This is a genomic window from Streptomyces sp. MJM8645, assembly GCF_001625365.1.
In the GTDB taxonomy this organism is placed as follows: Bacteria; Actinomycetota; Actinomycetes; order Streptomycetales; family Streptomycetaceae; genus Kitasatospora.
Genome location: NZ_LJJF01000001.1, coordinates 4258807 through 4285652, shown reverse-complemented (window position 1 = coordinate 4285652; position 26846 = coordinate 4258807). Strand labels below are relative to the sequence as shown.

At 73.1% G+C, this 26846-nt stretch carries 25 protein-coding genes and 1 tRNA gene; 11 read left to right on the top strand and 15 right to left on the bottom strand.

Annotated elements, in window-relative coordinates; all coding sequences use genetic code 11:
• Nucleotides 1–119: 119 nt before the first annotated feature.
• Nucleotides 120–1430: an MFS transporter gene (locus A6F73_RS18370; RefSeq protein WP_063348808.1), complete on the bottom strand. Its 1311-nt coding sequence runs from the start codon at nucleotides 1428–1430 to the stop codon at nucleotides 120–122.
• Between the two features lie 202 nt (nucleotides 1431–1632).
• Between A6F73_RS18370 and A6F73_RS41520 the strand changes: the two genes are divergently transcribed.
• Genes A6F73_RS41520 through A6F73_RS18355 form a run of 3 tightly spaced genes read left to right on the top strand, consistent with a single transcriptional unit; the run spans nucleotide 1633 to nucleotide 6267 of the window.
• Entirely contained in the window at nucleotides 1633–2505 is an 873-nt protein-coding gene (locus A6F73_RS41520; protein WP_063348807.1) for a hypothetical protein, read from the top strand.
• Nucleotides 2502–5630, top strand: a complete 3129-nt coding sequence (locus tag A6F73_RS18360; RefSeq protein ID WP_063348806.1) for a trypsin-like peptidase domain-containing protein — start codon at nucleotides 2502–2504, stop codon at nucleotides 5628–5630. Before A6F73_RS41520 ends, A6F73_RS18360 begins: the two co-directional genes overlap by 4 nt.
• Before the next feature lie 43 nt (nucleotides 5631–5673).
• Nucleotides 5674–6267 (top strand): NUDIX hydrolase, encoded by a 594-nt coding sequence (locus A6F73_RS18355; protein WP_063348805.1) that lies wholly within the window; start codon nucleotides 5674–5676, stop codon nucleotides 6265–6267.
• Here the strand turns inward: A6F73_RS18355 and A6F73_RS18350 are convergent.
• Complete coding sequence (locus A6F73_RS18350) at nucleotides 6257–7480, bottom strand: hypothetical protein (protein WP_159398485.1); 1224 nt, start codon at nucleotides 7478–7480, stop codon at nucleotides 6257–6259. The genes A6F73_RS18355 and A6F73_RS18350 overlap by 11 nt on opposite strands.
• A gap of 124 nt (nucleotides 7481–7604) precedes the next feature.
• Between A6F73_RS18350 and A6F73_RS18345 the strand changes: the two genes are divergently transcribed.
• Nucleotides 7605–8045 (top strand): CU044_2847 family protein, encoded by a 441-nt coding sequence (locus A6F73_RS18345; RefSeq protein ID WP_159398484.1) that lies wholly within the window; start codon nucleotides 7605–7607, stop codon nucleotides 8043–8045.
• A 120-nt stretch (nucleotides 8046–8165) separates the two neighbouring features.
• Here the strand turns inward: A6F73_RS18345 and A6F73_RS18340 are convergent.
• Nucleotides 8166–8239 (bottom strand) — tRNA-Thr (locus tag A6F73_RS18340).
• Between the two features lie 284 nt (nucleotides 8240–8523).
• On the opposite strand from A6F73_RS18340, the gene ugpC reads away from it, so the two are divergent.
• From ugpC to A6F73_RS18325, 3 genes are all read left to right on the top strand, one after another.
• Nucleotides 8524–9615, top strand: coding sequence for a sn-glycerol-3-phosphate ABC transporter ATP-binding protein UgpC (gene ugpC / locus A6F73_RS18335; RefSeq protein ID WP_063348802.1), 1092 nt, complete (start codon nucleotides 8524–8526; stop codon nucleotides 9613–9615).
• A gap of 195 nt (nucleotides 9616–9810) precedes the next feature.
• The gene (locus A6F73_RS18330) at nucleotides 9811–10254 is read left to right on the top strand and encodes a hypothetical protein (protein ID WP_063348801.1); all 444 of its coding nucleotides are present in this window, start codon (nucleotides 9811–9813) and stop codon (nucleotides 10252–10254) included.
• Between the two features lie 96 nt (nucleotides 10255–10350).
• The gene (locus tag A6F73_RS18325) at nucleotides 10351–11142 is read left to right on the top strand and encodes a nucleotidyltransferase family protein (RefSeq protein ID WP_063348800.1); all 792 of its coding nucleotides are present in this window, start codon (nucleotides 10351–10353) and stop codon (nucleotides 11140–11142) included.
• A 112-nt stretch (nucleotides 11143–11254) separates the two neighbouring features.
• Here A6F73_RS18325 and A6F73_RS18320 read toward each other — a convergent pair whose 3' ends face one another.
• The 7 genes from A6F73_RS18320 to A6F73_RS18290 all read right to left on the bottom strand — a co-directional run bounded on the left by A6F73_RS18320 (nucleotide 11255) and on the right by A6F73_RS18290 (nucleotide 18307).
• The gene (locus tag A6F73_RS18320) at nucleotides 11255–12853 is read right to left on the bottom strand and encodes a DoxX family membrane protein (protein WP_063348799.1); all 1599 of its coding nucleotides are present in this window, start codon (nucleotides 12851–12853) and stop codon (nucleotides 11255–11257) included.
• Nucleotides 12854–13105: 252 nt separating this feature from the next.
• The gene (gene rlmB / locus A6F73_RS18315; protein WP_063348798.1) at nucleotides 13106–14098 is read right to left on the bottom strand and encodes a 23S rRNA (guanosine(2251)-2'-O)-methyltransferase RlmB; all 993 of its coding nucleotides are present in this window, start codon (nucleotides 14096–14098) and stop codon (nucleotides 13106–13108) included.
• 135 nt (nucleotides 14099–14233) lie between these two features.
• A complete protein-coding gene (gene cysS / locus A6F73_RS18310) occupies nucleotides 14234–15643 on the bottom strand; it encodes a cysteine--tRNA ligase (protein WP_063348797.1) in 1410 nt (469 codons plus the stop codon).
• 94 nt (nucleotides 15644–15737) lie between these two features.
• Nucleotides 15738–16130: a PPOX class F420-dependent oxidoreductase gene (locus A6F73_RS18305; protein WP_063348796.1), complete on the bottom strand. Its 393-nt coding sequence runs from the start codon at nucleotides 16128–16130 to the stop codon at nucleotides 15738–15740.
• 146 nt (nucleotides 16131–16276) lie between these two features.
• Nucleotides 16277–16798 (bottom strand): 2-C-methyl-D-erythritol 2,4-cyclodiphosphate synthase, encoded by a 522-nt coding sequence (gene ispF, locus A6F73_RS18300; RefSeq protein WP_063348795.1) that lies wholly within the window; start codon nucleotides 16796–16798, stop codon nucleotides 16277–16279.
• Nucleotides 16788–17543 (bottom strand): 2-C-methyl-D-erythritol 4-phosphate cytidylyltransferase, encoded by a 756-nt coding sequence (gene ispD / locus A6F73_RS18295; RefSeq protein ID WP_063348794.1) that lies wholly within the window; start codon nucleotides 17541–17543, stop codon nucleotides 16788–16790. The genes ispF and ispD overlap by 11 nt, the downstream gene beginning before the upstream one ends.
• A 281-nt stretch (nucleotides 17544–17824) precedes the next feature.
• Entirely contained in the window at nucleotides 17825–18307 is a 483-nt protein-coding gene (locus A6F73_RS18290) for a CarD family transcriptional regulator (RefSeq protein WP_030244332.1), read from the bottom strand.
• A 428-nt stretch (nucleotides 18308–18735) separates the two neighbouring features.
• On the opposite strand from A6F73_RS18290, the gene A6F73_RS18285 reads away from it, so the two are divergent.
• Entirely contained in the window at nucleotides 18736–19401 is a 666-nt protein-coding gene (locus tag A6F73_RS18285; RefSeq protein WP_063348793.1) for a hypothetical protein, read from the top strand.
• Between the two features lie 109 nt (nucleotides 19402–19510).
• Here A6F73_RS18285 and A6F73_RS18280 read toward each other — a convergent pair whose 3' ends face one another.
• Nucleotides 19511–20206, bottom strand: coding sequence for a response regulator transcription factor (locus tag A6F73_RS18280; RefSeq protein WP_030061050.1), 696 nt, complete (start codon nucleotides 20204–20206; stop codon nucleotides 19511–19513).
• Between the two features lie 2 nt (nucleotides 20207–20208).
• The gene (locus A6F73_RS18275) at nucleotides 20209–21630 is read right to left on the bottom strand and encodes an ATP-binding protein (protein WP_079135791.1); all 1422 of its coding nucleotides are present in this window, start codon (nucleotides 21628–21630) and stop codon (nucleotides 20209–20211) included.
• A 307-nt stretch (nucleotides 21631–21937) separates the two neighbouring features.
• On the opposite strand from A6F73_RS18275, the gene phoU reads away from it, so the two are divergent.
• Both phoU and A6F73_RS18265 read left to right on the top strand, forming a co-directional pair.
• Entirely contained in the window at nucleotides 21938–22618 is a 681-nt protein-coding gene (gene phoU, locus A6F73_RS18270) for a phosphate signaling complex protein PhoU (protein ID WP_063348792.1), read from the top strand.
• Between the two features lie 251 nt (nucleotides 22619–22869).
• On the top strand, nucleotides 22870–23049 hold the full coding sequence (locus tag A6F73_RS18265) for a hypothetical protein (protein WP_063348791.1): 180 nt from the start codon (nucleotides 22870–22872) through the stop codon (nucleotides 23047–23049).
• A gap of 115 nt (nucleotides 23050–23164) precedes the next feature.
• On the opposite strand, the gene A6F73_RS18260 is transcribed toward A6F73_RS18265, so the two are convergent.
• Entirely contained in the window at nucleotides 23165–23755 is a 591-nt protein-coding gene (locus A6F73_RS18260) for a lytic polysaccharide monooxygenase (protein ID WP_063348790.1), read from the bottom strand.
• 282 nt (nucleotides 23756–24037) lie between these two features.
• Nucleotides 24038–24796, bottom strand: coding sequence for a phosphoglyceromutase (locus tag A6F73_RS18255; RefSeq protein WP_063348789.1), 759 nt, complete (start codon nucleotides 24794–24796; stop codon nucleotides 24038–24040).
• 149 nt (nucleotides 24797–24945) lie between these two features.
• Between A6F73_RS18255 and A6F73_RS18250 the strand changes: the two genes are divergently transcribed.
• Entirely contained in the window at nucleotides 24946–26304 is a 1359-nt protein-coding gene (locus A6F73_RS18250) for an MFS transporter (RefSeq protein WP_063348788.1), read from the top strand.
• A gap of 22 nt (nucleotides 26305–26326) precedes the next feature.
• Here the strand turns inward: A6F73_RS18250 and A6F73_RS18245 are convergent, their stop codons facing one another.
• A complete protein-coding gene (locus A6F73_RS18245; RefSeq protein ID WP_063348787.1) occupies nucleotides 26327–26839 on the bottom strand; it encodes a YbjN domain-containing protein in 513 nt (170 codons plus the stop codon).
• Between the last annotated feature and the right edge of the window lie 7 nt (nucleotides 26840–26846).

The following is a 26846-nucleotide window of genomic DNA, read 5'->3' as shown; positions in this document are numbered from 1 at the left end:
CGCGCTCCGGGGCCGGCCGGGTACGGTACGCGGTGGGCCGCACCGGGGCCGGGGGTGCGCCCCGGAGCCGTTCGGGGGCGGGTGGTCGGCGGATCCCGGAAAGATCGGACCAGCACGGGTCAGGGCGCGCTTTCCCGGTCGCCGTGGCGCCCGTCCTCGCCGTGCCGGCTCCCTTCCCAGCGGCGGTTCCGAACCGCCGGCACCGCCAACACCACCGTACCGGCCACGAGTTGCCAGACCGCACCGAGCAGCAGCACCTTGTCCACGCCGATCCGGTCCGCCGCCGGTCCGGCCGCCGCCAGCCCGAGCGGCCCCAGCACGAACGCGCCGAGCGCCCCGAAGGAGTTGACCCGGCCGAGCACCTCCGGCGGCACCCAGCTCTGCATCGTCGTGCTGACCAGCGTCCCGCTGACCGCCGAGCCGACCCCCGCCACCAGCGCGCCCGCCACCACCCACGGCAACGGCGCACCGGCCGCGAGCGCGGCGGAGGGCAGCGCCCAGGCCAGCGTGGCCACGGTGGCCACCGCGAGCGGCCGCTCGGGCCGGCGCCCGAGCATCACCAGCCCGCCCAGCACCGCACCGACGCCGTACACCCCCATCACCAGGCCCCAGGCCCGGGCGCCGCCGAGGTCCCGCTGCGCGGCGAGCGGGCCGAGCACCAGGAACGGCGCCCAGACCAGCAGGTTGAACAGGCCCATCTGGACGGTGGTGATCCAGAACCACGGCCGGGAGGCGAACTCCGACCAGCCGGCCCGCAGTTCGGCGAGCATCGGTTGCTCGCCGCCGGCCGCGTTCGCCGCGCGGTCGGGCAGCCGGAGCCTGGCCAGGGCGAACGCGCCGACGCCGTACGTCACCGCGTCGGCCAGCAGGACCACCGCCGGTCCCTGCGTCGCCGTCACCAGGCCGGCCGTCGCGGGCCCGGCCACCGTGGCCACCGAACGGGCCAGCCCCAGCAGGGTGTTCGCGTCGGCCAGGAGCTCCTTCCGGCGCACCAGGCCGGGCACGATCGCTCCGAGGGCCGGCAGGAACAGCCCCTCCCCGATCCCCCACACCGCCACCAGCGCGACCATCGCCCAGACCGGCGCCCGCCCGGCCGTCAGCAGCGCGGCGAACACCGCCTGGACGAGCCCGCGCAGGACGTCCGAACCCAGCATCACCCGGCGGCTGCCGAACCGGTCCGCGATCACCCCGCCGGCCAGCAGCACCAGCACCACCGGCAGGATCCGGGCCGCCATCACCCACCCCAGGTCGGTTCCGCCGCCGCCGCCGTCGAGCACCGCGAAGGCCACCGCCACCGGCGCCATCGAGGAGCCGAGGAGGGAGGTCGAGTAGCCGACGAAGAACCACGCGAAATCGCGCTCGCCCAGCACGGCGAGCCGGTCTCCCAGCCGCCGGCGGCGGGCCGGGATCCGTTCCGCATCCACTGCCATGGGCGGCAGTCTGCCCCCGGACGGGAACGGCGTTCAAGGGTTTCCGGGGAAAAGTTGAGTCTTTTGGCCTCAATATTTCGCGCCCCGCCGACCGCCGCAGTAAACGGCCTCAGAAACGGCTGTTCACCTGCGATTTACTGCGCTTCATGGGTAGCCTTCAGGAGTCCGGCCCGAGTTGATTTACTGCGGAAGAGGCCCCGACATGGCAGAGCTCCCCCCGGTCGAGTACGCCGTCGCCGTCGAGCGCTACCTGGCCGCCTCCGGGCTCGCCGAAGGCTCCCGGCGGATCTACCGGATCGCCCTGAACACCTGGGCCTGGGCCCTCGCCGACCGCCCCGCCCCCACCGGCCCCGACCGGCGGCGCGCCCGGCCGCCCGTCCTCCCGCTCGCCCTGCTCGACCACCCGGACGCCGCCCGCCGCCTGCGCACCGCCGCCGACCGCCGCCGCGCCGACACCGACCCGCGCACGCTCAACCGCGAACTCTCCACCCTGCGCGCCGCCGTGGCCTGGTGGCGGGCCCAGCACTGGCTCGACGACGACCCCACCACCGACCTGCACCCCGGCCCGCGGCCCGGACCGACCGTCGCTCCCCTGACCCCCGACGACCTGCGCGCCCTCTTCGCCCTCCGCGCGCCCCTGCGCGAACAGTCGCTCTGGCACCTGCTCCACGAGTCCGGCGCCGCCATCGACACCGTCCTCGCCCTCGACACCGACCACCTCGACCTGCCCCGGCACCGCACCCTCCACCGGCCCGGCCGCACCCCCGTCCACTGGCAGAGCGGCACCGCCCGACTGCTCCCCCTCCTCGTCGCCGGCCGCACCACCGGCCCGCTCTTCCTCACCGACCGCCGCGCCCCCGCCGGCACCCCCGCCCCCGACCGCTGCCCCCACACCGGCCGCGCCCGCCTCTCCTACCGCCGCGCCGCCGAACTCCTCACCGCCCACACCGCCCCCTTGACCCCCGGCGCCCACGGCTGGACCCTGCGTCAACTACGCCCCGGTGCACCTCCGGCACTGGATTCCGACGGCCGGGCACGACACCCTGGCACCCCCGATCGAAGGGACCCCGCGTGATCCCCGACAACGAGACCCGGCGGCGCCGGGAGGCCGTCAGCCGACTCGCCACGGAACAGGCGGTACTGATCGAGACCGCGGAGAGCTCCGGCACCGGCTTCCTGGTCGCCCCCGACACCGTGCTGACCTGCGCCCACGTCGTCCGCTCCGACCCGCACCCGGCAGTGACGGTGCACGGGCGCACGCTCCGGGCCGAGGTGGTGGCCCGGGAACCGCGGCAGGACCCGGACGGCGGCATCTACGCGTACCCGGACCTCGCGGTGCTCCGCCTCCCCGAACCGCTGGACACCGCGGGCGTCTGGCTCGCCGATCAGGTGCCCCCCGGCGGCTCGGACGTGATCGTCCACGGATTCAGCGACGCGACCCTGGACGCCGGCACCCACCGGGACACCCTGTACCTCTCCGTCGTCGGCCGCTCCGGCGAAGCGGGCCACTTCGTCCGGCTCAAGAGCGACCAGGTCGTCCAGGGGTTCAGCGGCAGCCTCGTACTCGACCCCGCCACCGGACGGGTGTGCGGAGTGCTCAAGACCTCCCGCGACGAGACGGCCGTCCTGGGCGGCTGGATGGTCCCCGTCGACGCGGTGCGGACCTGCTTCCCCGAACTGGCCCGGCGCAACGGACTCGGCCACCGGCCCGGCACGGCCTGGTACGACCTGGCGATGGACCGGGCCGGACGCCAGGTCCGGCTCTTCGGGGCGTACGGGCACCACCGCCCCCGCCAGACGCCCCGGCCGACCCCCGCCCAGCTGCTGACGCAGGGCGCGATGCCCTTCGTGGACCGCCCGGAACTCGCCGAACTGCGGGCCTGGTGCGCCGACGAGACCCCGCTGCTGCTGCGCCTGCTCCACGCGCCCGGCGGCTCCGGCAAGACCAGGCTCGCCGCCGAGCTGTGCCGGCTGATGGCCGAGGACGGCTGGCTCGCGGGCTTCGTGCAGCGCAGCAGCCTCGCGGGACCGGGGTGGCTGGACGAGCTGACCACCGCCCTCGACGACGGTCTGGCGGTCCTCGCCGTCTTCGACTACGCCCAGGCCCGGCTGGAGGACATCCGCACCCTGGTGGACCACGTCTCGCGGTTCGGACCCGAGCAGCCCCGGCTGCGCCTCCTGCTGCTCGCCCGCACGGCCGAGCCCTTCTGGCGGGCGCTGCAGAGCGGCGTCGACGACTGGGCGCTGGCCGACGCCAGCGTCGTGGAACTCCCCAGGACGATCCCCTCCGTCCCTTCCACTGCTTCCGCCGGGGACGCCTCGCCCGCCGCGCTGGTCGTCTCGGCCTTCGAGGTCTTCGCCCGACGACTCGGCCACGACCACCTGCCCGTACCGAGGAGCCTTCCGTCGCGCGCCGGGCGGGAGGACTCGCTGCTCGGCGTGCTCGCACTCGCGCTGGACGCCGTCCTCACCCTCGCCCGGGGAAGCAGCTGGTCCGGGCACGGCGATCCGCTGGAACGGCTCTGCGACCACGAGGTCCGGGTCTGGCACGCGCAGCTCACGGCGTGGCTGCCCGCGGAGCCGGCCCTGGCCGGCGAGGCCGGCCGGCTCCTGGCGGAAGGGCTCCTCCTCGTCCCGGTCCTCGCCCCCGGACGGCGCTCGGACCGGCTGATCGCCCTGCTGGAACGGGTCCGGGCCGAGGCCTTCCCCCACCAGCCGCCCCTCAACATGAACGTCGTCAACGCCCTCCTGCGCATGCTCTACCCGGCCGAGGACGGCCTGGTCGCCCCCGTCGGCCCGAGCCGGATCGGCGAGATCCTGGTCCGCCGGGTGCTGAGTACGCCGGAGAGTTCGGGACGCTCCGAGGAGTACCTGCTCGCCCTGCTGGACCCGCCGCACCCCGCCTCGCCGCAGGAGCGGATCGCGGCGGCCACCGAGACCGTGGAGATCCTCGCCCGCGCCCGCGGCTGCACCGGGGTGGGGCGGGTCGTGGACCACCCCGCCCACCCGGCCCTGGACGCCGCACTGGCCCGGAGCATCACCGAGCGGCCCGACGCGCTCCTGCCGGCCCTGGCCGTCAACGGCGCCGTACTGCCGCACGCCGAACCGCTGGCGGCCCTCATGCTGCCCGCCGTACAGGCGTGCGAACCGGACGTCCTCGCCGCCGTCGAGAGCCGGCTGCCCGGCTACCCCTCCAGCATGTCGCCGGTGGCGGCGCTGGTCCTGAAGCGCCTGTTGGACCAGCCGGACCCCGAATTCGGCGAGGAGGACCAGCTGCGCAGGCTGCGCCGCCTCATCAGCTACAGCCTCCGGCTCGACGAGACCGCCCCGGGCGTACCCGGTGCGGACGGACTGGCCCCGGGCTTACTCGCCGCGGACGGACTCACCCCTCGCGTACCCACCCCTCGCGTATTCGCCGCGGACGGCGTCCGCCCCGGCGACGGCGACTCGGCGCTGACCGCCGCCCAGCAGGCCGTCCGCCTCAGCCGGGACCTCGTCCGGCAGACCGGCCGCCACCTCCCCGAGTACGCGAGGGCGCTCCACAACGTGAGCCTCCTGCTGCACCGCGCCCACCGGACCGAACCGGCGCTCGAACACGCCAGGTCGGCCGTCGCCCGCTACGAGGAACTCCTCGCCGGGGCGGACGGGGACGACACCCTGCGCCAGACGTACCTCCTGGACACCGCGACGGCGCTGAGCACCCTGGCCCTGGTGCGGATGGAGGACGGCCAGGTGAGCGCGGCCCTCGACGCAGCCGCGCACGGCGTCGAGCTGTGCGAGGAGGCCGAACCGGGGTCCCGGCAGGACGACACCCTGCTGACCTGCCTCCAACTCCTCGCCCGGTGCGGGCAACTGGCCGGCCGGCCCGTCGAGGCGGTGACGGCCGGCTACCGGGCGCTCGCGCTGCTGCGCGAGCTGGCCGACCAGCAGCCCGGCCGCTACCTGGCCAGGCTCCCGGAGGCGTTGCACCGGCAGGCGATCGGCCTCGTCCGGGCCGGACGGGACGACGAGGCGTACCGCGCGCTGCGGGAGGCCGCACAGCTGCGGGCCGCCCTTCCGCCCGGCGACCGGCAACGGCTCGCCGCGCAACGGTCCTCGCTCCGAATGCTGGTCCAACTCTCCTCGGAGATAACGGAGTTCACCGACGAGCGCGCACACTGGGTGGAGCAGCTGGCGACCATGGGCAATCATGGCAAGTGAGGCCGCCGCCACCTGCGGCCCTACGACGGCAGGTAGGAGCATGATGCCCACGGACTCTCAGGACCTCGCCTCGCCCGCACCGATCCGACGCCGCCAGGCCGTCGAGGTCTTCGGGAACCGCTTCGGCCGGCTCTACAACGACGAGGTCGTCGCCCCGGGCGGCACGGCCGGCAACTACCTCCGGTGGCAGTGGTCGCAGACCGGCGTCGTCGTGGTGGCGACCGGCCCCGACGGCATCGCGCTGGTGCCCTCCTACCGCTACCCGGTCGGCGCCGCCTCGCTGGAGTTCCCGCGCGGCGGCTGCGAGCCCGGCGAACCCCCGGAGGAGGCCGCCGCGCGCGAGCTCAGGGAGGAGACCGGCCTCATCGCCTCCACCGTGGAGAGCCTCGGCCTGATCCACGCGGACACCGGCCTGATCGAGAACGGCATCCACGTCTGCCGCGCCACCGTGCTCCCCGGAGGCACCGCCACCGCCCGGCCGGAGGCCATGGAATCGGTGACCGACCCGGTCTGGGTCTCCCCCGACCTGATGGCACGCTGGCTGCGGCAGGGCCGGATCACCTGCGGCGTCACCCTGGCCGCCTTCGCCCTCCTCCAGGCCCACCCCGACCCGCAGACGGCGGCCGTCAGAGGGTGACCACCCGCTCGAAGGGGTCGAGCTCGCGCAACGGCCGCGGCTGTGCCCGGCGCTGCGGATCCGGGACAGCCGCACCCGGGCCGTTCACCACGTGGAGCGACAGGTCGCGAACGCCGTCGGCCGCCGGGGAGACCACTTCCAGGCCGGCCCCCAGCCGACCGGCGACCGGGTCCTCGTCCAGCCCGAAGCGCATCAGCCGGACCTCGCCCCGCAGGTGCTCCCACGCCAGGCCCCCGACGCGGCGGAAGGTGCGCTCGAACACCTCCAGCGTCCACGAGCTGAACTCGTCGACCGCGGAACGCAGCACCGCCGTGTCCGGCTGGATCCCCCGGCGCAGCCGCCCCAACTCCGCCACCAGGGCCACCCGGGAGGGCTGCTCGATCGCCTCGAACACCACCTCCACCGGGAGTTGGGACAGCAGCAGGTTGTCGAGCAGCACCGCCGGGAACCCCGCGTACTCGACGAGTCGCCGGCTCCGGAAGACCGGGATGGTGCCCTCGCCGTCGCGCGGGCCGGCCATGCCGACGCCCAGGGCCTGCGGCAGCGCCCGCCGGTAGGACTCACCGGCCCAGTCGTCCACCGACTGGAGCACGAGGACGAGTTCGGCGCTGCCCCCGGGGCGCGCGCTCCGGTAGGCGGCCAGCCAGTCCCGGAGTTGCTTGTAGAGCAGCGGATCCTGCTCGGCGACCCAGGCGCGCGCGGCTTCGAGGGCCTCCCGCGCGCTCCCGGCGAAGTCCCGCTCGGCGGCCTCGATCCGCGCCAGGACACCGGACTTGAACGCGGCGGCGACGGCCGACCCGTCGTACGGCTCCGTGTGCGCGGACGACACCTCGGTCAGCCGCTCCACGTAGGGGACGTCGGGCGCGTTCTCCACGCCCTCGGCCCGGTGGCCGTCGCTGATCCGGTGCAGGGTCCCGCCCGCCCGCAGCGCGACCCGCAGCCGGCCGGCCTCCAGGAGAGCGCCGAAGTCCGAGAGCGCCGCCGTCCCCGGGGACCAGCGGACCTTCCGCGCCTCCTCGGCATCGACGAGCGCCCGGAAGTACCTGTTGTTGAGGCCCTGCGAGTCGCCGATCAGCAGGGTGTCGGCGAAGAGGACGTGCAGCAGGACCCGCGACCGCAGGTCCGAGGCCCGGTCGATCGGCGCCGCCGCGTGCGGCTCCACATCGGAGAGGTAGATGTGTTCGGTACCCGCCGCCCGCTGTCCCATATCCATGGCCTGCCACCCTTCGGCGCCCGATACAGTTCCCCTCGCGAAGAAGAAGGATAGGCCCACGACCCGGGCCGGCCACCGGTTTTCCGGCAATTCGACCCCGGCAACGGCACCCCTTGGAGGAGAAATGTCGGAGCTTGTCCAAGTAGTGACGCCCGAGGGGACATTCTGGGCCCGCATCGAGGAGCAGCGCGGCCCCAGGGACGTCGCGCTGCGCCGCCCCAGCTACCAGCTGGACGACCTGGCGGGCACGCTCCAGACCGTGGTCGGCAACGTGCGGTCCGGCCTGCGGGCGGCCGCCCCCGACGAGTTCACGCTCGAATTCGGAATCGAGCTCTCCGTCAAGACGGGAGTCCTCGTGAGCGCGGTGACGGGAGTCGACGGAAAGGCCAGCCTGAAGGTGACGGCGACCTGGCGGAAAAACGGCGAGACCGCCCTTTCCGGCCCGCCGAACGAATCCGAGGAATCGGAGGAATCGGAGGAATCGGAGGAGTCCGATGACTCGAACGAATCCACCGAATCCGGTGAATCCGGCGAACCGGCCGAATCCGCACCCGAAAGCGGCTGACCAACCGCCACGCACCACCCGACGGCCCGCGGCACGCCCCGGCAACGACGAAGGGCCAGCTCCTCCGGATCACTCCGGTGAGCTGGCCCTTCGGGCGCCGGTCGCATCGCTTCCTACGCGAGCCCCCTGTCGGGTTCGAACCGACGACCCCCGCTTTACAAGAGCGGTGCTCTGGCCAGCTGAGCTAAGGAGGCACGGTGACCGTCCGCGAGGGATCACGGCGGCACCGGGGGCAGTCTACCGGGCCCGGTAGGTGGGGTGGGGGGATATCCGGGGGTTGGCGGGGTGGGGTGGGCGTGATGGAACCGATGCCGAAATCGGGCGGGCTGGGGGCTGACAAGCGGCGGAGGCGCAGGTAGCGTCGCCCGGAGTCGGTTCGTGAGGTGGTTCAGACCACTGGGCGGGCTGACGGAGACGAACGAACGCCCCTTTACTCGGATCGTCCGGCACGTTCCTGCCGGTGAAGGAGAGAACAATCATGGCTTCTGTCACGTACGAGCAGGCGACCCGCGTCTACCCCGGGGCGGACAAGCCCTCGGTGGACGCGCTGGACCTGGAGATCGCGGATGGCGAGTTCCTCGTGCTGGTCGGCCCCTCGGGCTGCGGCAAGTCGACCAGCCTGCGCATGCTGGCCGGTCTGGAGGACGTCAACAGCGGCTCCATCCGGATCGGTGACCGGGACGTCACGCACCTGCCGCCGAAGGACCGGGACATCGCCATGGTGTTCCAGAACTACGCGCTGTACCCGCACATGACCGTCGCCGAGAACATGGGCTTCGCGCTCAAGATCGCCGGCGTGAACAAGACGGAGATCCGCACCAAGGTCGAGGAGGCCGCGAAGATCCTCGACCTGACGGAGTACCTGGACCGCAAGCCGAAGGCGCTGTCGGGTGGTCAGCGGCAGCGTGTCGCGATGGGCCGCGCGATCGTGCGCCAGCCGCAGGTCTTCCTGATGGACGAGCCGCTGTCGAACCTGGACGCGAAGCTGCGTGTCTCGACCCGTACCCAGATCGCCGGCCTCCAGCGCCGCCTGGGCATCACGACGGTGTACGTCACCCACGACCAGACCGAGGCGCTCACCATGGGCGACCGGGTCGCGGTGCTCAAGGGCGGCGTGCTCCAGCAGGTCGACACCCCGCGCAACATGTACGACCGGCCCTCCAACCTGTTCGTGGCCGGCTTCATCGGCTCGCCCGCGATGAACCTGGTCGAGGTGCCGCTGGTGGACGGCGGTGTGAAGTTCGGCGGCTCGGTGGTCAACGTCTCGCGCGACGACCTGGCCGGCGCCGGCACCGACAAGTCGGTGACGGTCGGCATCCGCCCGGAGCACTTCGAGATCGTCCCGGCGGGCGGCATCGAGGGTGTCGCGGTGACGGTGAACGTCGTCGAGGAGCTCGGCTCCGACGGCTTCGTGTACGGCACCACCAAGATCGGCGGCGAGGACAAGGAGCTGGTCGTCCGCGTGCACGGCCGGCAGATCCCGGCCCGCGGCGAGACGATCCACGTCGTGCCGATCGCCAACGAGACCCACGTGTTCTCGACCAGCTCGGGTGCCCGTCTGAGCAGCTGAGCACGGCGCGCCCTGCCGGTCGGTCGACCGGCGGGGAAAGCCGGCACGACGGAGCCCGTCGGACCATTCCTGGTCCGGCGGGCTCCGTCCGTACACCCCCACGTCAACACGGTGTGGGGACGAACCCGGACACGGTGTCACTCGATGGTGTCACGGAGGGCGATCCGGCCCGTACCCACCGCTACTCTCCTGAGGGTGAAGCAGCTTGTACGCCGTATCGGCCAGACCGTCGCCCTGACCCTGCCGGTCCTCCTGGTGACCACCGGCACCCTCGCCGTGACCCGGGTGCCATGGGCCCCGCCGACCAACCTCGACCAGCAGGTCGTGGCGGCGTCCAGTGGTGACGGCGCCGGGATCGGGCGTTCCGCCACCGCGGGCACGTCCCCGGACGGGCTCGCCCCGCAGGAATCGCTGCGGGTGGCGCTGCTGGACGAGCTGCGGGCGAAGAACCCGTCCGCCGCGCTGGACCTGCTGGAGCGCTCGATGCGCGAGCAGCCGTCGCTGACGCCGTACTGCACCTCGCTCGCCGGCGAGCTGGGCAAGGCGGCGGTGCGCAAGTACCAGGGCGACGTCCAGCGGGCCCGGTCCTTCGCCCGCCCGGTCTGCGACGGGTCGTTCGCGGCGGGCATCGCCGGCTGACCCGGCAGCTGACCCGCAGGCCGGCCCGACGGCCGCGGGCCGACGACGCCCGCGGGCTCGGGCTCCCGGCCCCGGTGGGCGTCCTATTGTTCAGGCATGACCGCTGACTCCGGCCCCGCCGCCGATCCCGCGTCCCCGCCGACCCACCCGTCCCGGCCGACCACGACGCCCGTCACCCAGGCCGTGATCCTGGCCGGCGGCCAGGGCTCGCGGCTGCGGCCCTACACGGACGACCGCCCGAAGCCGCTGGTCGAGATCCCCGGGACGGGCACGCCGATCCTCGGCCACCAGCTGGCCTGGCTGGCCTCCGAGGGCGTCACCGACGCGGTGGTCTCCTGCGGGCACCTGGCCGCCGTGCTGGAGGAGTGGCTCGACAAGGCGGACCTGCCGCTGCGCGTGCGCACGGTGGTCGAGGAGGAGCCGCTCGGGCGCGGCGGCGGCCTCAAGTACGCGGCCAAGGCGCTGCCCCGCCCGGACGAGCCCTGGTACGCCACCAACGGCGACATCTGGACCCGGTTCAGCCTGCGCGACATGGCCGCCTTCCACCACGAGCGGGACGCCGTCGCGACGCTCGCGCTGGCCCGGCCGCGGATCCCGTGGGGGGCGGTGGAGACCGACCAGTTCGGCAACGTGCTGGACTTCATCGAGGCGCCGCCCTCGCCGTTCCTGATCAACGCCGGGCTGTACGTGTTCAGCCCGGAGTTCGCCGAGCTGCTGCCGGACGTGGGCGACCACGAGCGCACCACGTTCCCGCAGCTGGCGCGCAGCAAGCGACTGGCGGGCTACCAGCTGCCGCAGGGCGTGTACTGGCGTGCCATCGACACCGCGAAGGACCTCACCGAGGCGGCCAAGGAGCTCGCCTCCGGGGCCGGCCGCTCACCGCGGTAACCGCCGCACCCCCGGCGCCCCCGCCTCCCCCGCACCCCCGCCTCCCCCGGCGCACGACGATCGGCCGGGTGCTCCCGCCTCGGAGCACCCGGCCGATCGCGTCCGCGGGCCGTCAGGTGGACGTGGGCGCCCCCGGACGGGAGGAGCGGGCGCCGCCGGACAGGTCGGCGAGCGGGCCGCTGCCCAGCACCCCGCCGAGCAGCCCGGGGCTCGCCCCGGAGCTCGGGCTGGGCTTGGACGCCGCCCCCGTTCCGGCGGGGGGCGGGGTGCTGCGCTGGGCGGGCGAGGAACCGGCCGACGGCGCGGCAGCGGACGGCGCGGCGGCGGACGGGGTCGTGCCGGCCCCGGTCTCCGCCTTGGCGGAGTGCCCCTTGCCGCTCGGCGTCGGGCTGCCCGGGCGGGTGGCCGGGGCGGAGGAGGGCGGGGTGGTCGGGCTCGGCGTGGGGGTGGCCGGGCGCGGGGCGGGCGAGGGCGAGGTGGACGAGCCCTGGCCGCCCGGGGTGCCGGTCGGGGCGCCGCTGGGCCAGACCGGCGTGCCGTAGTCGGTGGCCGGACGGGCCGGCGCCTGGTGCGTCCGGGCCCCGGTGCGCACCGCCGCGCCGAGCATCGAGCCGAGCAGCAGGGTCGCCCCGACCACGACCGTGGTGACCACCGTGCCACGGCGCAGCACCCGGCGGCGCAGCGCGGCGGGCGCGTCGGCGCCGTAGCGCCGCCAGGCCTCCAGATTGAGCCGCCCGTCCAGGGAGGCGAACGGCGCTCCGGCGATCAGCAGCGGGCTCCAGGCCGCCAGGAAGATCAGGTCGGGGGTGTCGTAGACCGGTACGGCCCGCCAGCTGACGGTGAACAGCAGCGCGGCGGAGAGGAGCATCGCCGCCCCGGCCGCGAGCCGCTGCCAGAGGCCGAGGACGGTCAGCACGCCGACCACGACCTGGGTGAACGACACCACCAGGCCGGCACCGACCGGGTGCGCCATGGCGAAGGCCAGCAGCGGTTCGGCGACCTTCCAGGGGTGCAGCGAGGCGAGCCAGCGCATCATCGAGCCGCGCTCGCCGCCGTCGAAGTAGACCGGGTCGCAGAGCTTGCTGAACCCGGCGTAGACGGACAGCGAGCCGAGGACGGCGCGCAGCGGCAGCAGGACCAGGCCGAGGTCGACCCGGCGGCCGGGGTACCAGGGCGGCTTGCCCTCGGCGGCCGTAGCGGAGACCTCGGGCAGCTCGCCGCTCGGGGTCCAGCCCTGCGGTGCGCCGACCGGGCCGATGCCCGCGTCGGTGGCGGTGCCGGCGCCCTCCCGCGGCTGGCGCGGGACGGTCCGGGCGCCCGAGTAGGACGGGATCACCCGGGTGTCCGACATGCCCGGGCCGCCGCCGTCGGGCCCGGAGCCGGTGAGCCGGACGGCGTCCAGCAGCTGGGTGGCCGCGAGGTCCCCGGGGGGCGCCTGCCCGGTCCAGGTGACGGCGGTGACCCGGCCCTTGCGGCGCGGCGCACCGCCCCCGGCGGCCCCCGCGAGCGCCGGGACGGCGGAGGCGGGCACGACGACCTGCGGGGTGACCAGCGGACGGCGGATCAGGCCCTGGTTGGCGTACGGGTCGCCGAACGCGGCGCCGGTGGACAGCAGTCCGGCCGGGGCCTCGATCAGCGGCGCCACCGGGGCGCCGAGCCGGAGCCGGAAGCTCGCCTGGGTGATGCTGAGGCGCGCGGGGTCGGACGGCACCTTGACCGTGTCAAGGCCGGGGCCCGCGTCTATCCCGGTGCTGCCGCCGCCGAACAGGGGGCGCCGAGGTGTTCTGGTGTCCACGCCCGTCTAACCGGGTGACCACCGCTTAGGACACTCTCCCGAGTGGATGTCCGGCGCATACTTGAAATGATCATGAGAAAAGCGATCGGGCCTGGTCGGGCCCGATCGCTTTTCACTCGGATTGCGGAGAATTCAGAAGTTCCCCTGCGCCCCGCACACCGGCTGTGCTCAGCGCTTGGCGCGCAGTCGCGCGGCCTCGTAGAGCACGATGCCCGCCGCGACACCGGCGTTCAGCGACTCCGTCAGCCCGGACATCGGGATCCGCACCCGCATGTCGCAGGTCTCCGAGACCAGCCGGGACAGGCCCTTGCCCTCGCTGCCCGCGACGATCACAACCGGGCCGGTCAGCAGCTCCAGGTCGCCCAGCTCGGCCTCGCCGTCGGCGGCCAGGCCGACCACCATGAGGCCGGCCTTCTGGTAGGCCTCCAGGGTGCGGGTGAGGTTGGTGGCCCGGGCGACGGGCAGGCGGGCGGCCGCGCCAGAGGAGGTCTTCCAGGCACCGGCGGTCATGCCGGCCGCGCGGCGCTCGGGGATGACCACGCCGTGCGCGCCGAAGGCGGCGGCGGAGCGGACCACGGCGCCGAGGTTGCGCGAGTCGGTGACGCCGTCCAGCGCGATGATCAGCGCGTCCTGGCCCGAGTCGGAGGCCTCGACCAGCAGGTCGTCGGGGTGCGCGTACTCGTACGGCGGCACCTGGAGCACGAGGCCCTGGTGGTTGAGCCCGCCGGTCATCTGGTCCAGCTGCGGGCGCGGGGCCTCCATCAGCGGGATGCCGCGGTCGTTGGCGGCCTGGAAGGCGTCGCGGACGCGGTCGTCGGTGTCGACGAACTGCTGGACGTACAGCGCGGTGGCCGGGACGCCGCCCTGAAGGGCCTCGACGACCGAGTTGCGGCCGAAGACGAGCTCGGCGCTGCCCGCACCGCCCCGGCCGCCGCGACCGGCGCCGCCGGCGCGGCGCATGCCGGCGCGGGCCTTGGCGTCCCGCTCGCGCTTGACCGCGGCGTTGGCGGCGCGCTGCTTCGGGTGGCCCTTGCGCTCCGCTCCGGGCGGGGTCGGGCCCTTGCCCTGGAGCGCCTTCCGGCTGTGGCCGCCGGTACCGACAGACGCGCCCTTCTTCGATCCGGGGTTGCGGCGGTTCCTGCGCTGGCTGTTGCCGGCCATGGCTGTACTTCCTGTCTGTCCGGCATGCCCGGCCGCCCCGTTCTGTCCGGCGGCGGCCGACTGCATGCGCTACGTCATGCGGGAGGGCCGCACCGGTCCGGTACGGCCCACCCTCACCCCGATCGTCAGATGGGGTTACTGGCTGTTGATCGTCCAGCGCGGGCCGGACGGGGTGTCCTCGATCACCAGCCCGGCCAGGCCGAGCTGGTCGCGGATGGCGTCCGCGGTGGCGAAGTCCTTGCGCTGACGCGCCGCCTGCCGCTGGTCCAGGACCAGGCGGACCAGCGAGTCGACCACACCGTGCATGCTCTTCATTGTCCCAGGCTCGCCGCCCTCCGCCCCGACCCACTGCGGGTCGAGCGGGTCGAGACCCAGCACTCCGAGCATCGCACGGACCTCGGCCAGACGCGCCACCGCGTTCTCCTTGTCGTCCGCGTTCAGGGCGCTGTTGCCCTGGCGGACGGCGGTGTGCACGACGGCGAGCGCCTGCGGAACGCCCAGGTCGTCGTCCATCGCCTCGGCGAAGGCCGGCGGCACCTCGGGGGCGGCGTCGACCGCCCCGCAGCGCTCGACGGTGCGCTGGATGAAGCCCTCGATCCGGCCGAACCCGGCCTCGGCCTCGCGCAGGGCGTCCTCGCTGTACTCGATCATCGAGCGGTAGTGCGGGGTGCCCAGGTAGTAGCGGAGCACGATCGGACGCCAGCGCTGGACCATCTCGGAGACCAGCACCGAGTTGCCCAGCGACTTGCTCATCTTCTCGCCGGCCATGGTGACCCAGGCGTTGTGCACCCAGAAGCTGGCGAAGGCGTCGCCGTAGGCCTTGGACTGGGCGATCTCGTTCTCGTGGTGCGGGAAGATCAGGTCCAGCCCGCCGCCGTGGATGTCGAAGGCCGGGCCGAGGTACTTGTGGACCATCGCCGAGCACTCCAGGTGCCAGCCCGGCCGGCCGCGGCCCCACGGGGTCTCCCAGCTCGGCTCGCCCGGCTTGGCGGCCTTCCACATCGCGAAGTCGCGCTGGTCCCGCTTGCCGGTCTCGCCCTCGCCCTCGGGCTGGCGCAGGTCGTCGAGCTTCTGGTTGGAGAGCGCGAGGTACTCCGGGTACGACTTCACGTCGAAGTAGACGTTGCCGTCGGCCGCGTAGGCGTGGCCCTTCTCGATGAGCCCCCGCATCATCTCGACCATCTCGGGGATGTGCCCGGTGGCCCGCGGCTCGACGGTCGGCGGCAGGCAACCGAGCGCGGTGTAGCCGTCGTTGAACGCCCGCTCGTTCTCGTAGGCGATCTGCCACCACGGGATGCCGAACTCGCGCTCCTTGGCGATCACCTTGTCGTCGATGTCGGTGACGTTCCGGGCGAAGGTGATCTGGTAGCCGCGGTAGGCGAACCACCGCTGCATGATGTCGAAGTTGAGACCGGACCGGATGTGCCCGATATGAGGCGCCGACTGGACGGTAGCGCCGCACAGGTAGATCGAGACACAACCCGGTACAAGCGGGACGAAGTCGCGTACCTGGCGGGTGCTGGTGTCGTACAGGCGAATGCTCACAGCGTCAAGCGTAGTGGGCAGGAGGGGGTGCCCCGCGACATTCCCCGGGAATGATATGCAGCACTCCCGGGGAACCACGGGCCGCGCGGGCCGGTCAGATGTTGCCGACCACCTTGCGCGGGCTGAGCCGGACGACCACCCGGACGTCGTCCGGGCCGTCGAACCCGTACTCCTCGCCGCGGTACTTGCGGGACAGTTCGTTGATCAGCTCCCGGCCGCCCTCGGTGGTCATCGTCGCCGAACCGCGCACCTCGACATACTCGTACGGGTTCTCCGGCGGGTTGACCACGAGCGAGATGCGCGGGTCCCGCACCAGGTTGAGGTGCTTGCGGCGGCCCTGGACGGTGGAGAACAGGATGTCGTCGCCGTCCCGCGTGACCCAGACGACCGAGGACTGGGGGCTGCCGTCGGGCTGGATCGTGGACACCACGGCGAAGCTCTTGCGGTCGAGCAATTCCTTGGCGGGGCCTGAGAGTTCGACGCCCATCGAGAACCTCTTCTCATCGTCGGCGGTACGGCCCGAGGGGAAGCCCCGCCCGGGCCCGAAACCGCACACTACCGACGGATCCACCGCCACGCCGGGTGAACACTCGTCAGGGCCCGCCTATTCCGGCCCTGCCGACCGCGCCCGGCTCAACGCCGTTCGTACACCAGGGCCGTGGCGATCGCGGCCAGCCCCTCGGCCCGACCGGTCAGGCCCAGGCCGTCCGTGGTGGTGCCGGACACCGACACCGGCGCACCGGCCGCGGCCGACAGCGCGGCCTGCGCCTCGGCCCGCCGCTTGCCGATCTTCGGCCGGACGCCGACCACCTGGACCGCGATGTTGCCGATCTCGAAGCCCTCCGCACGCACCAGCCGGGCCGCCTCACCGAGCAGCTTCACCCCGGACGCGCCGGCCCACTCCGGCCGGTCGGTGCCGAAGTGCGCGCCCAGGTCGCCGATCCCGGCGGCCGAGAACAGCGCGTCGCAGGCCGCGTGCGCGGCCACGTCGGCGTCCGAGTGCCCGGAGAGCCCGACCCCGGCGTCCGGCCACTCCAGTCCGGCCACCCAGAGCGGGCGGCCGGCCTCGAAGGCGTGCACGTCGGTCCCGATGCCCACGCGCGGCAGCACGGGGGCCGGGGCCCGGTCGGCGGGCGTCTGCGGGTCAGTAGGCATCGGCGGCCCTCCGGCGGGCGAGTACGGCCTCGGCGAGCACGAGGTCCAGTGGACGGGTGACCTTGAACGCCTCCTCGTGGCCGGGCACCACGACGACCTGGCCGCCGTAGCGCTCCACCAGGCCCGCGTCGTCGGTGACCGGCGGCGCGTCGGCGGCGCCCGCGGCCTCCTCGGCCAGCGCCTTGGCGTGCACCCCGACCAGGGTGGCCCGGTCGAAGCCCTGCGGGGTCTGCACCGCGCGCAGGGTGGCCCGGTCGGGCGTGTCGAGCACCGGCTCGGGGCGGCCCGGGTTCGGCTCGACCCGCTTCACCGTGTCGGCCAGCGGCACCGCGGGCACCACCGCCCCGGCCCCGGCCCGGACGGCGGCCGCCACCGCGTCCACCACCTCGACCGGGACGAGCGGGCGGGCCGCGTCGTGCACCAGGACGATCTCCACCTCGGCCGGGATCGCGGCCAGGCCGAGCCGGACCGACTCCTGGCGGGTGGCACCACCGGCGACCACCCGAATGTCCTTGCCGTCCAGCCCGTGGCTGTCCAGCAGGGCGACCACCTCGGCCACCCCGTCGGCGGGCGCGGCGACCACGACCAGGCCGACCGCCCGGCTGCGGGCCAGCGCCCGCACGGCGTGCACCAGGAGCGGCACGCCGCCCAGTTCCCGCAGGGCCTTCGGGGCACCGGGCCCCAGCCGCTCACCGCGTCCGGCGGCGGGCACCACTGCTGCTGCGACTGCTGCTGAGGCGTTCAGGTTTCACTCCTTCGGAGAAGTGGGTATGGCCTTGGCGTGCCCGGCGGGCGCTACGGGCCCCTTCCGAAGAATTACGGTCCAACCGTCCGCCGCACAATCCCGCAGAATCGGTCTTGCAGGACGGAAAACGGTCTTGCCAGGCCTGGACCGGCTCGGGGCGGGGGCGTCGTCCGGACACGCCTCAGCGCCCGAAGTGCCACTGCACCACCCCGGGACGCTTCGTCCTGGGAGCGGCGCGCCGACACCGGGCGCTGTGAGCGGTGGGCGGCAGCCCGACTGCGCTACGAGGCCAGCACCTCGTCGAGCAGCGTCTCCGCCTTGTCCTCGTTGGTGTTCTCCGCCAGCGCGAGCTCGCTGACGAGGATCTGGCGCGCCTTCGCGAGCATCCGCTTCTCGCCGGCCGAGAGGCCGCGCTCGCGCTCACGGCGCCAGAGGTCGCGCACAACCTCGGCGACCTTGATAACGTCGCCAGAGGCGAGCTTCTCCAGGTTCGCCTTGTAGCGACGGGACCAGTTGGTCGGCTCTTCGGTGTACGGTGCGCGCAGCACCTCGAAGACCCGGTCCAGACCCTCCTGGCCGACTACATCGCGCACGCCGACGAACTCCGCGTTCTCAGCGGGCACGCGGAGCGTCAGGTCTCCCTGCTGCACCTTGAGCACCAGGTAGGTCTTGTCCACACCTTTGATCTGGCGAATTTCGATGGCCTCGATCAGCGCGGCCCCGTGATGGGGGTAGACCACCGTGTCGCCAACCTTGAACGTCATGTGACAGGACCCCTTCCGTGGCTTTCCAGAATAACACGCTTTTCAGCGCACCCGAAGGGCGTTTTCGCAGGTCAGGGCCGGTCTCGGGGCTTGACAAGGACCCCCATGACGTGCTGCGACCGGTGTTCGAGGAGGGCTTCCCGCAGGTCGGAGGCGGTTCCAGCGTTCGGCGAAACCTTGCGCAACACCCTGGAAACCATGATTGGATCTTGGGTTTTCACCGTTTATCGGGCCGTATCCACATCGTTATTCGATCTTGGTCGAAGCTTGTCCCGAGAGTGACCCGGACACGCCACAAGTGCGGCCGGACGGCCGCCCCGCGAACCCCGGGAGTGCGACACGGGGACCACCCCGTGAGGAGCGCATAAGCGAGGTCGATAATCTGAGACCTGACCTATCGACACGTTGACTTAGGAGAAGCCGCCGCCGTGAGCCGCAGCCTTCGACGCGGCAGCATCGCCGCCATCGCCGCCATCGCCATCGCCTCGCTGTCGTCCTGCGCCGCCGGCAACACGCCGGACACGCTGCAGGTCAAGCCCGACAACGCGGCGGCAACCCTCGGAACGAACCTTCGGCTGAACAACATCGTGGTCGTCACCGGGGACGAGTCCTCGGGCGAGCACAACGGTCCCGCCAACGTGACCGTCAACATCGCCAACACGGGCAGCACCCCGGCGGAGCTGCAGTCCATCACCGTCGGCAACGGTGCCACCGCCGCGTTCTCCGACGCCGCGGGCGCCCCGCTGTCCACCATCGTCGTCCCGGCCGGCGGCGCCGTGGCGATCGGTGGCAACGGCAATCCTTCCGCCAAGGTCGCCTCGGTCGGCGTCCAGGTCGGCGGCTTCACCCCCACCTCGTTCACCTTCAAGGACGGCCAGAAGGTCGACGCCCAGGCCGGCGTGAGCCCGAACGCGGGCCTCTACAAGGGCTTCGGCCCGACGCCGACCCCGGCGGCCGCGCCCACCAAGGGCGCCACCGCCGCGACCACCCCGGCCGCCGGCACCACCACCCCGGCCGCCCCGGCCACCACCGGTGCGCCCGCACCGTCCGGTTCCACCACCCCGGGTGCCACCCAGTCCGCCGGCGCCCACTGACGCACCACCCGGTGTCCGGCGGGCCCTCCCGGGCCTGCCGGACACCAACGCGAAGGCCCCCTCCGGCGACTGCCGGCGGAGGCCTTCCGCGTCTGTCCGCGCCCGCGGTTTACGGCTCGAACTTGTAGCCCAGGCCGCGGACCGTGACCAGGTAGCGCGGGGCACCCGGGTCCGGCTCGATCTTGGCCCGCAGGCGCTTCACGTGGACGTCCAGGGTCTTGGTGTCGCCGACGTAGTCCGCGCCCCAGACCCGGTCGATCAGCTGCATGCGGGTGAGCACCCGGCCCGCGTTGCGCAGCAGCATCTCCAGCAGGTCGAACTCCTTCAGCGGGAGGTCGACCTTGGCGCCGTCCACGGTCACCACGTGCCGGTCGACGTCCATCCGGACCGGGCCGGCCTCCAGGGCACCCGGGCCGCCGCCGTTCTCGCCGGCACCGCCGTCCTCACCGCGGCGGCGCAGCACCGCCCGGATCCGGGCGACCAGCTCACGGGTGGAGTAGGGCTTGGTGACGTAGTCGTCCGCACCTATTTCCAGACCGACCACCTTGTCGATCTCGCTGTCCTTGGCGGTGACCATGATCACCGGCACGTTGGAGCGCACCCGCAGCTGACGGCAGACCTCGGTGCCCGGCAGGCCCGGCAGCATCAGGTCGAGCAGGACGAGGTCGGCGCCGTTGCGCTCGAACTGCTCCAGGGCGTCGGGGCCGGTGGCGGCGACAGCCACCTCGAAGCCTTCCTTGCGGAGCATGTACGAGAGGGCGTCGCTGAACGACTCCTCGTCCTCGACCACCAGTACTCGGGTCACGATCAGGCCTCCGGGGCAAGCTGGGGGGTTGTGTCTGACAGGGGGTGTTCCCGCTCCCCCGTGGGGAGCGGACGGTCCGTGCGGCCTGTGGTGGCCGTCCGGTCCGTGGTGAGGGTTCTGGTGGGCGCGGCGGCGGCACCACGGCCGCCGGTGGCATCGCGGGCGCCGGTGTCGTCGAGGTCGTCGGTGTCGTCGAGGTCGTCGGCCTCGGGCGCCTGCCCGGCGGGCAGGCGGATGGTGAAGGTCGAACCCTGGCCCTCGACGCTCCACACCGAGACCGTGCCGCCGTGCGAGGCGGCGACGTGCTTGACGATGGACAGGCCGAGGCCGGTTCCGCCGGTCGCCCGGGAGCGGGCCGGATCGACCCGGTAGAAGCGCTCGAAGACGCGCTCGCGGTCCTTCTCCGAGATGCCGATGCCCTGGTCGGTGACCGAGATCTCGATCAGCTCGCCGTCCGCCTCCCCGAGCGCCGCGGCGCTGGAGATCCGACGGGTGGCGATCGCGACCCGGGTACGGGGCGGACTGTAGTTGACGGCGTTCTCGACCAGGTTGCCGAGTGCCGCGGCGAGCTGGCCGCGGTTGCCGTGCAGGTAGAGCCCGGCGATGCCGCCGGCCGTGATCAGGATCTGCTTGGCGGCGGCCTGCTGGCGGCAGCGGTCGATCGCCTCGGCGATCAGCTCGTCCACCGCGACGGGCTCCGGGTCCACCATCAGCCGGTCGTCCTGCACCCGGGAGAGGTCGATGATCTCCTGGACCAGGCTGGCCAGCCTGGTCGCCTCGATCTGCATCCGGCCGGCGAAGCGCTGCACCGCCTCCGGGTCGTCGGACGCGTCGGCGACCGCCTCGGAGAGCAGCGACAGGGCGCCCACCGGGGTCTTCAGCTCGTGGCTGACGTTGGCCACGAAGTCCCGGCGGACCGCCTCCACCCGGCGGCGCTCGGTCTGGTCCTCGACCAGCACCAGCACCAGCCGGGAGCCCAGCGGGGCGACCCGGACGGAGACCGCGAGCGGCTCGCCGGCACGGGCCACGCCGGGGCGGGGCACCTCCAGTTCGACCTGGCGGATCTCGCCGTCCCGGCGGGTGGCGCGCGCCAGCGAGAGCATCTGGTCCACGGCGACCGCGCCGCCGCGCACCAGTCCCATCGCGTACGCCGCGGAGCTGGCCTTGACCACCTCGTCGCCCTCGCCCAGCACGATCGCGCAGGAGCGGAGGACGGAGAGGACGGTGTCCACCCCCGGCGGCAGCGGGGGCTCCGGGGTGCCGGCGCCCAGCCCTTGGTGCCGACCGTGGTGTCTGCTGCTGGTGCCGCCGTACCTGCCCCTGGCCTGCTCGCGCTCGCTCCAACGGAAGGCGATGGAGGCCGTGAGGCCGACGCCGAGCCCGGCTATGGCGCAGGCAGCGGCGGCGGCCACGTTCACGTCCATGTGGCCAGCGTAAGCGCACGGCCAGGGCACTCCCCAAGGGCCCGATCAAGGCATCGGCCACGCGTTGCCGAGAATTCACCTTCACGTGGCCGCTGATTCACCACACCGGCCGTGCATCGTCGCCCGGACGGCCCAGAGTTGGCCATGCAGCCCGTGTGGGAGTGGGCGGCGGGCCGAACCACCGGCCGCCGTCTCAGGTGTGCGCGTACGATTCGCGCCACCAGCAGCGGTCACCCGGACGACAAGACGATCGTCGGACGGGCCGGCCGGTCGGCACCGCCACCGACACAGCTACTGAGGAGAGAGCATGCGCGACGCGTACCACGAGGAACTCGATGCGATCGGCGACAGCCTGGTCGAGATGGCCCGACTGGTCGGCTCGGCCCTGGGCCGGGCCACCACCGCACTCCTCGACGCGGACCTGGCGCTGGCGGAGAGCGTGATCGCCGCCGACGAGAAGATCAACGACCTCCACCACGAGCTGGAGAACCGCGCGATCGACCTGCTCGCCCGCCAGCAGCCGGTCGCCACCGACCTGCGCATCGTCGTCACCTCGCTGCGGATGAGCTCCGACCTGGAGCGCTGCGGCGACCTCGCCCGGCACGTCGCCAAGGTCGCGCGGATGCGCTACCCCGACTCCGCCGTGCCCGGCGACCTGCACTCCACCGTCCTGGAGATGGGCCAGCTCGCCCAGCGCCTGGTGGCCAAGACCGGCCTGGTGATCGCCACCAAGGACGTCGACAAGGCCCTGGAGCTGGAGCAGGACGACGACGCGATCGACTCCCTGCACCGCGAGCTGCTGTCGCACCTGATCGACGACCGCTGGCACCACGGCATCGAGACCGCCGTCGACATCACCCTGGTCGGCCGCTACTACGAGCGCTTCGCGGACCACGCGGTGTCGGTCGCCAAGCGCGTGGTGTACCTGGTGACGGGCGAGCACGTGGCCGAGTTCGTGGCCTCCTCGGAGGCCGCGGCGGCGGAGTGACCTCGTGCGGGTGCGGTGCGGCCGCCTCGGGGCTCGGGGCTCAGCATCTCGGGGCTCGGGGCTCGGGGCTCGGGGCTTCAAGGGGCGGCCGCTCCCCCCACAGGGTGAGTAAACCTGCGACAGGGGTGGTGGGGGCGCACGACGACCCGTACATCCCACCACTGCGCGCCCGTTGACGCTCCCTCCGATCGGCGGCTTCACTCGACGTTGGGGGCACAGGACTGTGCCCGTCACTAGGAGGGAACAGCTCGATGAAGGCCAACCCCACCCGACCGGCACGCGCCCACGAAACCGTCGAGCCGCCCACCCCGAAGCTCCTGCCCGTCCTCGCGGCCGGCTGCGGCTGTGGCCCCGGCTGCGGCTGCGGCTGCCAGTCCGGCGCGCCCTGCCAGTGCGGCGGCGCGGACGGCGGCTGCTGCGGCGGCCACTGAGCGGTCCGCCGCCGAGGAGTTCCCGAGGTGCACGGCCTTCCGTCGGCCGTGCACCTCGTTGCGCGTCCTGGTGCCGCGCGTCCGCGGCACGGCGTCCGCCGTGCCGCCCCGGGCGTCAGAACTGGACGTCGGTGCAGGAGTAGAAGGCGTTCCCGGTGTCGGCGATCGTCCAGACCGCGACCACGACCTGGTGGCCGGTGCGCCCGCTCGGGACGGTCGCGGTGTGGCTGAGCGTGCTGGGCACCTGCTTCCCGCCGTACGGGGCGATCAGGAAGGGCGTCAGGTCCAGGCTGTCCCGGGTGACGGGCTGGCTCGCGTCATAGCCCGGCTTGGTCAGGTAGTACCGGAAGTCGGTGGTCGCGTGCCGGGCGGTGAACGTCCAGGTGAAGGTGAGCTGCTGCCCCGCCGTCACCGCGGTGGTCGGCCAGGCGCCGCCGTGCGGGTCGTCCAGCTCGGCGAAGCGGGAGTTGCCGCCGGCGCAGATGGTGCCGTCGGCGGGCCCGGCGTTCGGGAAGCCCTTGGGGCCCTCGACGCTCTGCGGCTCCCACTGGATGTCGCCGCAGTCCCACGACACCCCGCCCGCTCCGCAGAGCGCGGCCCTGCTGGGCGGCGTCGAGATGTACCCGTGGGACTGCGCCGGGACGGCGAGGGTGAGCGGCACCGCGAGCGCGGCGACCACCGCCCCGACGATGTGACGTGTGCGCATGATGCTCCTCCGTGGGGGTGGATGGAGAGTGCGCCGGGACGCAGACGCGCGCGCGTGGGGGTGCGGCGGCCGGGACGGGGAGATCCTTGGCATGCCTGCGGCAGTCCGGCGCCCTCACCGTAGGAGCGGACTCCGCCACCCGTCAATGGTCTGAACCACTATTGGGACGAGCCCGGATCCGACCGCCGAATCCGACCTCAACTCGGCGTCCGCACAGGCCGGTTGAACGACGAAGGCCCCGCCCCCGGCGAACCGGGAGGCGGGGCCGTGTCGGCAAGTGGCTTACTTCTTGCCCTGGTTCTTGACCGCCTCGATGGCCGCGGCGGCGGCGTCGGCGTCGAGGTAGCGGCCGCCCTTGGTGACGGGCTTGAAGTCGGCGTCGAGCTCGTACACGAGCGGGATGCCGGTCGGGATGTTCAGGCCCGCAATGGCCTCGTCGGAGATGCCGTCGAGGTGCTTGACCAGCGCGCGCAGGCTGTTTCCGTGGGCGGTGACCAGGACGGTCTTGCCGGCGGCGAGGTCCGGGACGATGGCGTCGTACCAGTACGGGAGCATCCGGTCGACGACGTCCTTCAGGCACTCGGTGCGCGGACGCAGCTCGCTCGGGATGTCCGCGTAGCGGGCGTCACCGGCCTGCGAGTACTCGGCGTCATCGGCCAGCACCGGCGGCGGGGTGTCGTACGAGCGACGCCACAGCTGGAACTGCTCCTCGCCGAACTCGGCCAGGGTCTGGGCCTTGTCCTTGCCCTGGAGCGCACCGTAGTGTCGCTCGTTCAGGCGCCAGCTGCGGCTGACCGGGATCCAGTGGCGGTCGGCCTTGTCCAGGGCGATCTGCGAGGTGCGGATCGCACGGCGGAGCAGCGAGGTGTGCAGCACGTCCGGGAACAGGCCCTCGGCGGCCAGGAGCTCGCCACCGCGCGCGGCCTCCTTCTCGCCCTTCTCGTTGAGGTCGACGTCGACCCAACCGGTGAACAGGTTCTTCTGGTTCCACTGGCTCTCGCCGTGGCGGAGCAGGATGAGTCGGTACGTCGTGTCAGCCATGGCCCCCAGCTTAGTGGAGGCAGGAAAAGCGCTGGTCCGGACCTACGGCAGATGTGTAATGTGTGCACCGCCTATCTGACACTTACATACGTCGGCTGACCGGACCTGCCCGTGCCGCTCGGCGGACGCCTGCCCCGGGAGCCCCCCACATGCCCGTCGCCCTGTTCACCAACCCCCGGATCCGAAGGCTGATACAGGAGACGGTGGGCGGGCTACCACGGGAATTCTGGTGGCTCTGGGTGAGCACGCTGGTGAACAAGCTGGGCGCTTTCGTGCTCACCTTCCTCGCGCTCTACCTGACCACCAACCGGGGGTACTCGGCCTCCTACGCGGGCCTGGTGGCCTCCCTCTACGGCCTCGGCTCGGCGGTCGCCGCGATCGGCGCCGGCGTGCTGACCGACCGGATCGGCCGACGCCCGACCCTGGTCGCCGCCCAGCTCGGCACCGCGCTGTTCACCGCCGTCCTCGGCTTCACGGACGGCCAGGTGGCGATCGCCACGGTGGCCTTCCTGGTCGGCCTCTGCAACAACGCCACCCGGCCCGCGACCTCGGCGATCATCGCCGACCTCGTCCCGGCCGAGGACCGGGTCCGCGCGTACTCGCTGAACTACTGGGCGATCAACATCGGCTTCGGCCTCTCCGCCGCCGTGGCCGGCCTGATCGCCACCCACGGCTACCTCACGCTCTTCCTGCTCGACGCGCTCTCCACGCTGGTGTGCGCGGTGGTGATCTTCATCCGGATCCCCGAGACCAAGCCGCAGGACTCACCCCAGCACGGGAAGGGGGCGGACGAGCCGGCGGTCGGCCTCGGCGCGGTGTTCCGGGACGGGCGGTTCATGGCCGTCGTCGGGCTCAACCTGCTGCTCGCCCTGATCCTCCAGCAGGGCAGCACCACCCTGGCCGTCGACATGGGCGCCGCGGGCATCAGCTCCACCGAGTACGGGCTGGTCATCGGCCTGAACGGGCTGCTGATCGTGGTGCTCCAGATCCCGCTCACCCGGTGGATGGAGACCCGCTCCCGGACCGCCATGCTGATAGCCAGCTGCCTGATCACGGGCTGGGGCTTCGGGCTGGCGGCGCTGGCCGGGTCGTCCGCGTGGCTGTTCGCCCTCTCGGTGGCGGTCTGGACGGTCGGCGAGGTCCTGAACGCGCCGACCATCATGGGCCTGGTCGCCGAACTGGCGCCGACCCACGCGCGCGGCCGCTACCAGGGCGTCTACTCGCTCTCCTGGTCGCTCGCCTCGTTCCTCGGCCCGGCGATCGGCGGTCTGCTGCTGCAGTACGCCGGCTCCGCGGTGCTCTGGGTCGTGTGCGGGGTCTGCGGCACGGTCGCGGCGGCCGGGCACGTGGTGCTCGGGCGGCGCACGGACGCGACGGCGGGCCGCGCCGGGGCGGTGACGGAGGTCGCGGTGCCGGAGGCCGCAGTGACCGAGGTCGCGGTGACCGAGGTGACGGTGACGGAGGAGACGGTGCCCGCTCCCGAGGAGAAGGCTCCGGCGGGCATCTGAAGGCGCCCACCCCGCTGCCGGGTCAGTCGGCCGCCGGGGCGGCCAGGTGGGCGAAGGCGGCCAGGTTGCGGGTGGACTCCCCGCGCTTGGTCCGCCACTCCCACTCGCGCCGGATCGCCGAGGCGAAGCCCAGCTCCAGCAGGGTGTTGAACGGCTCGTCGGCGTTCTCCAGCACCGTCCCGAGCAGCCGGTCCACGGCGTCCGGGGTGAGCGCCTCCAGGGGCAGGCGGCCGGCCAGGTAGACGTCGCCGAGCGGGTCGATCGCGTACGCGACGCCGTACAGCCGGGTGTTGCGCTCCAGCAGCCAGCGGTAGACGGCCTCGTGGTTCTCGTCCGGTCGGCGGATCACGAAGGCGTTCACCGACAGGGTGTGGTCGCCGACCCGCAGCGCGCAGGCGATGCTCAGCTTGCGGGTGCCCGGGAGCGTCACCACCAGCGTGTACGGGTCGGTGGCGGCGGGCTCCCAGGCCGCTCCGGCGTCGTCCAGGGCGGTGCGCAGGAGGGTCAGGGCCTCGTCCTTGGTGCGGGTTGCCATGGGGGTG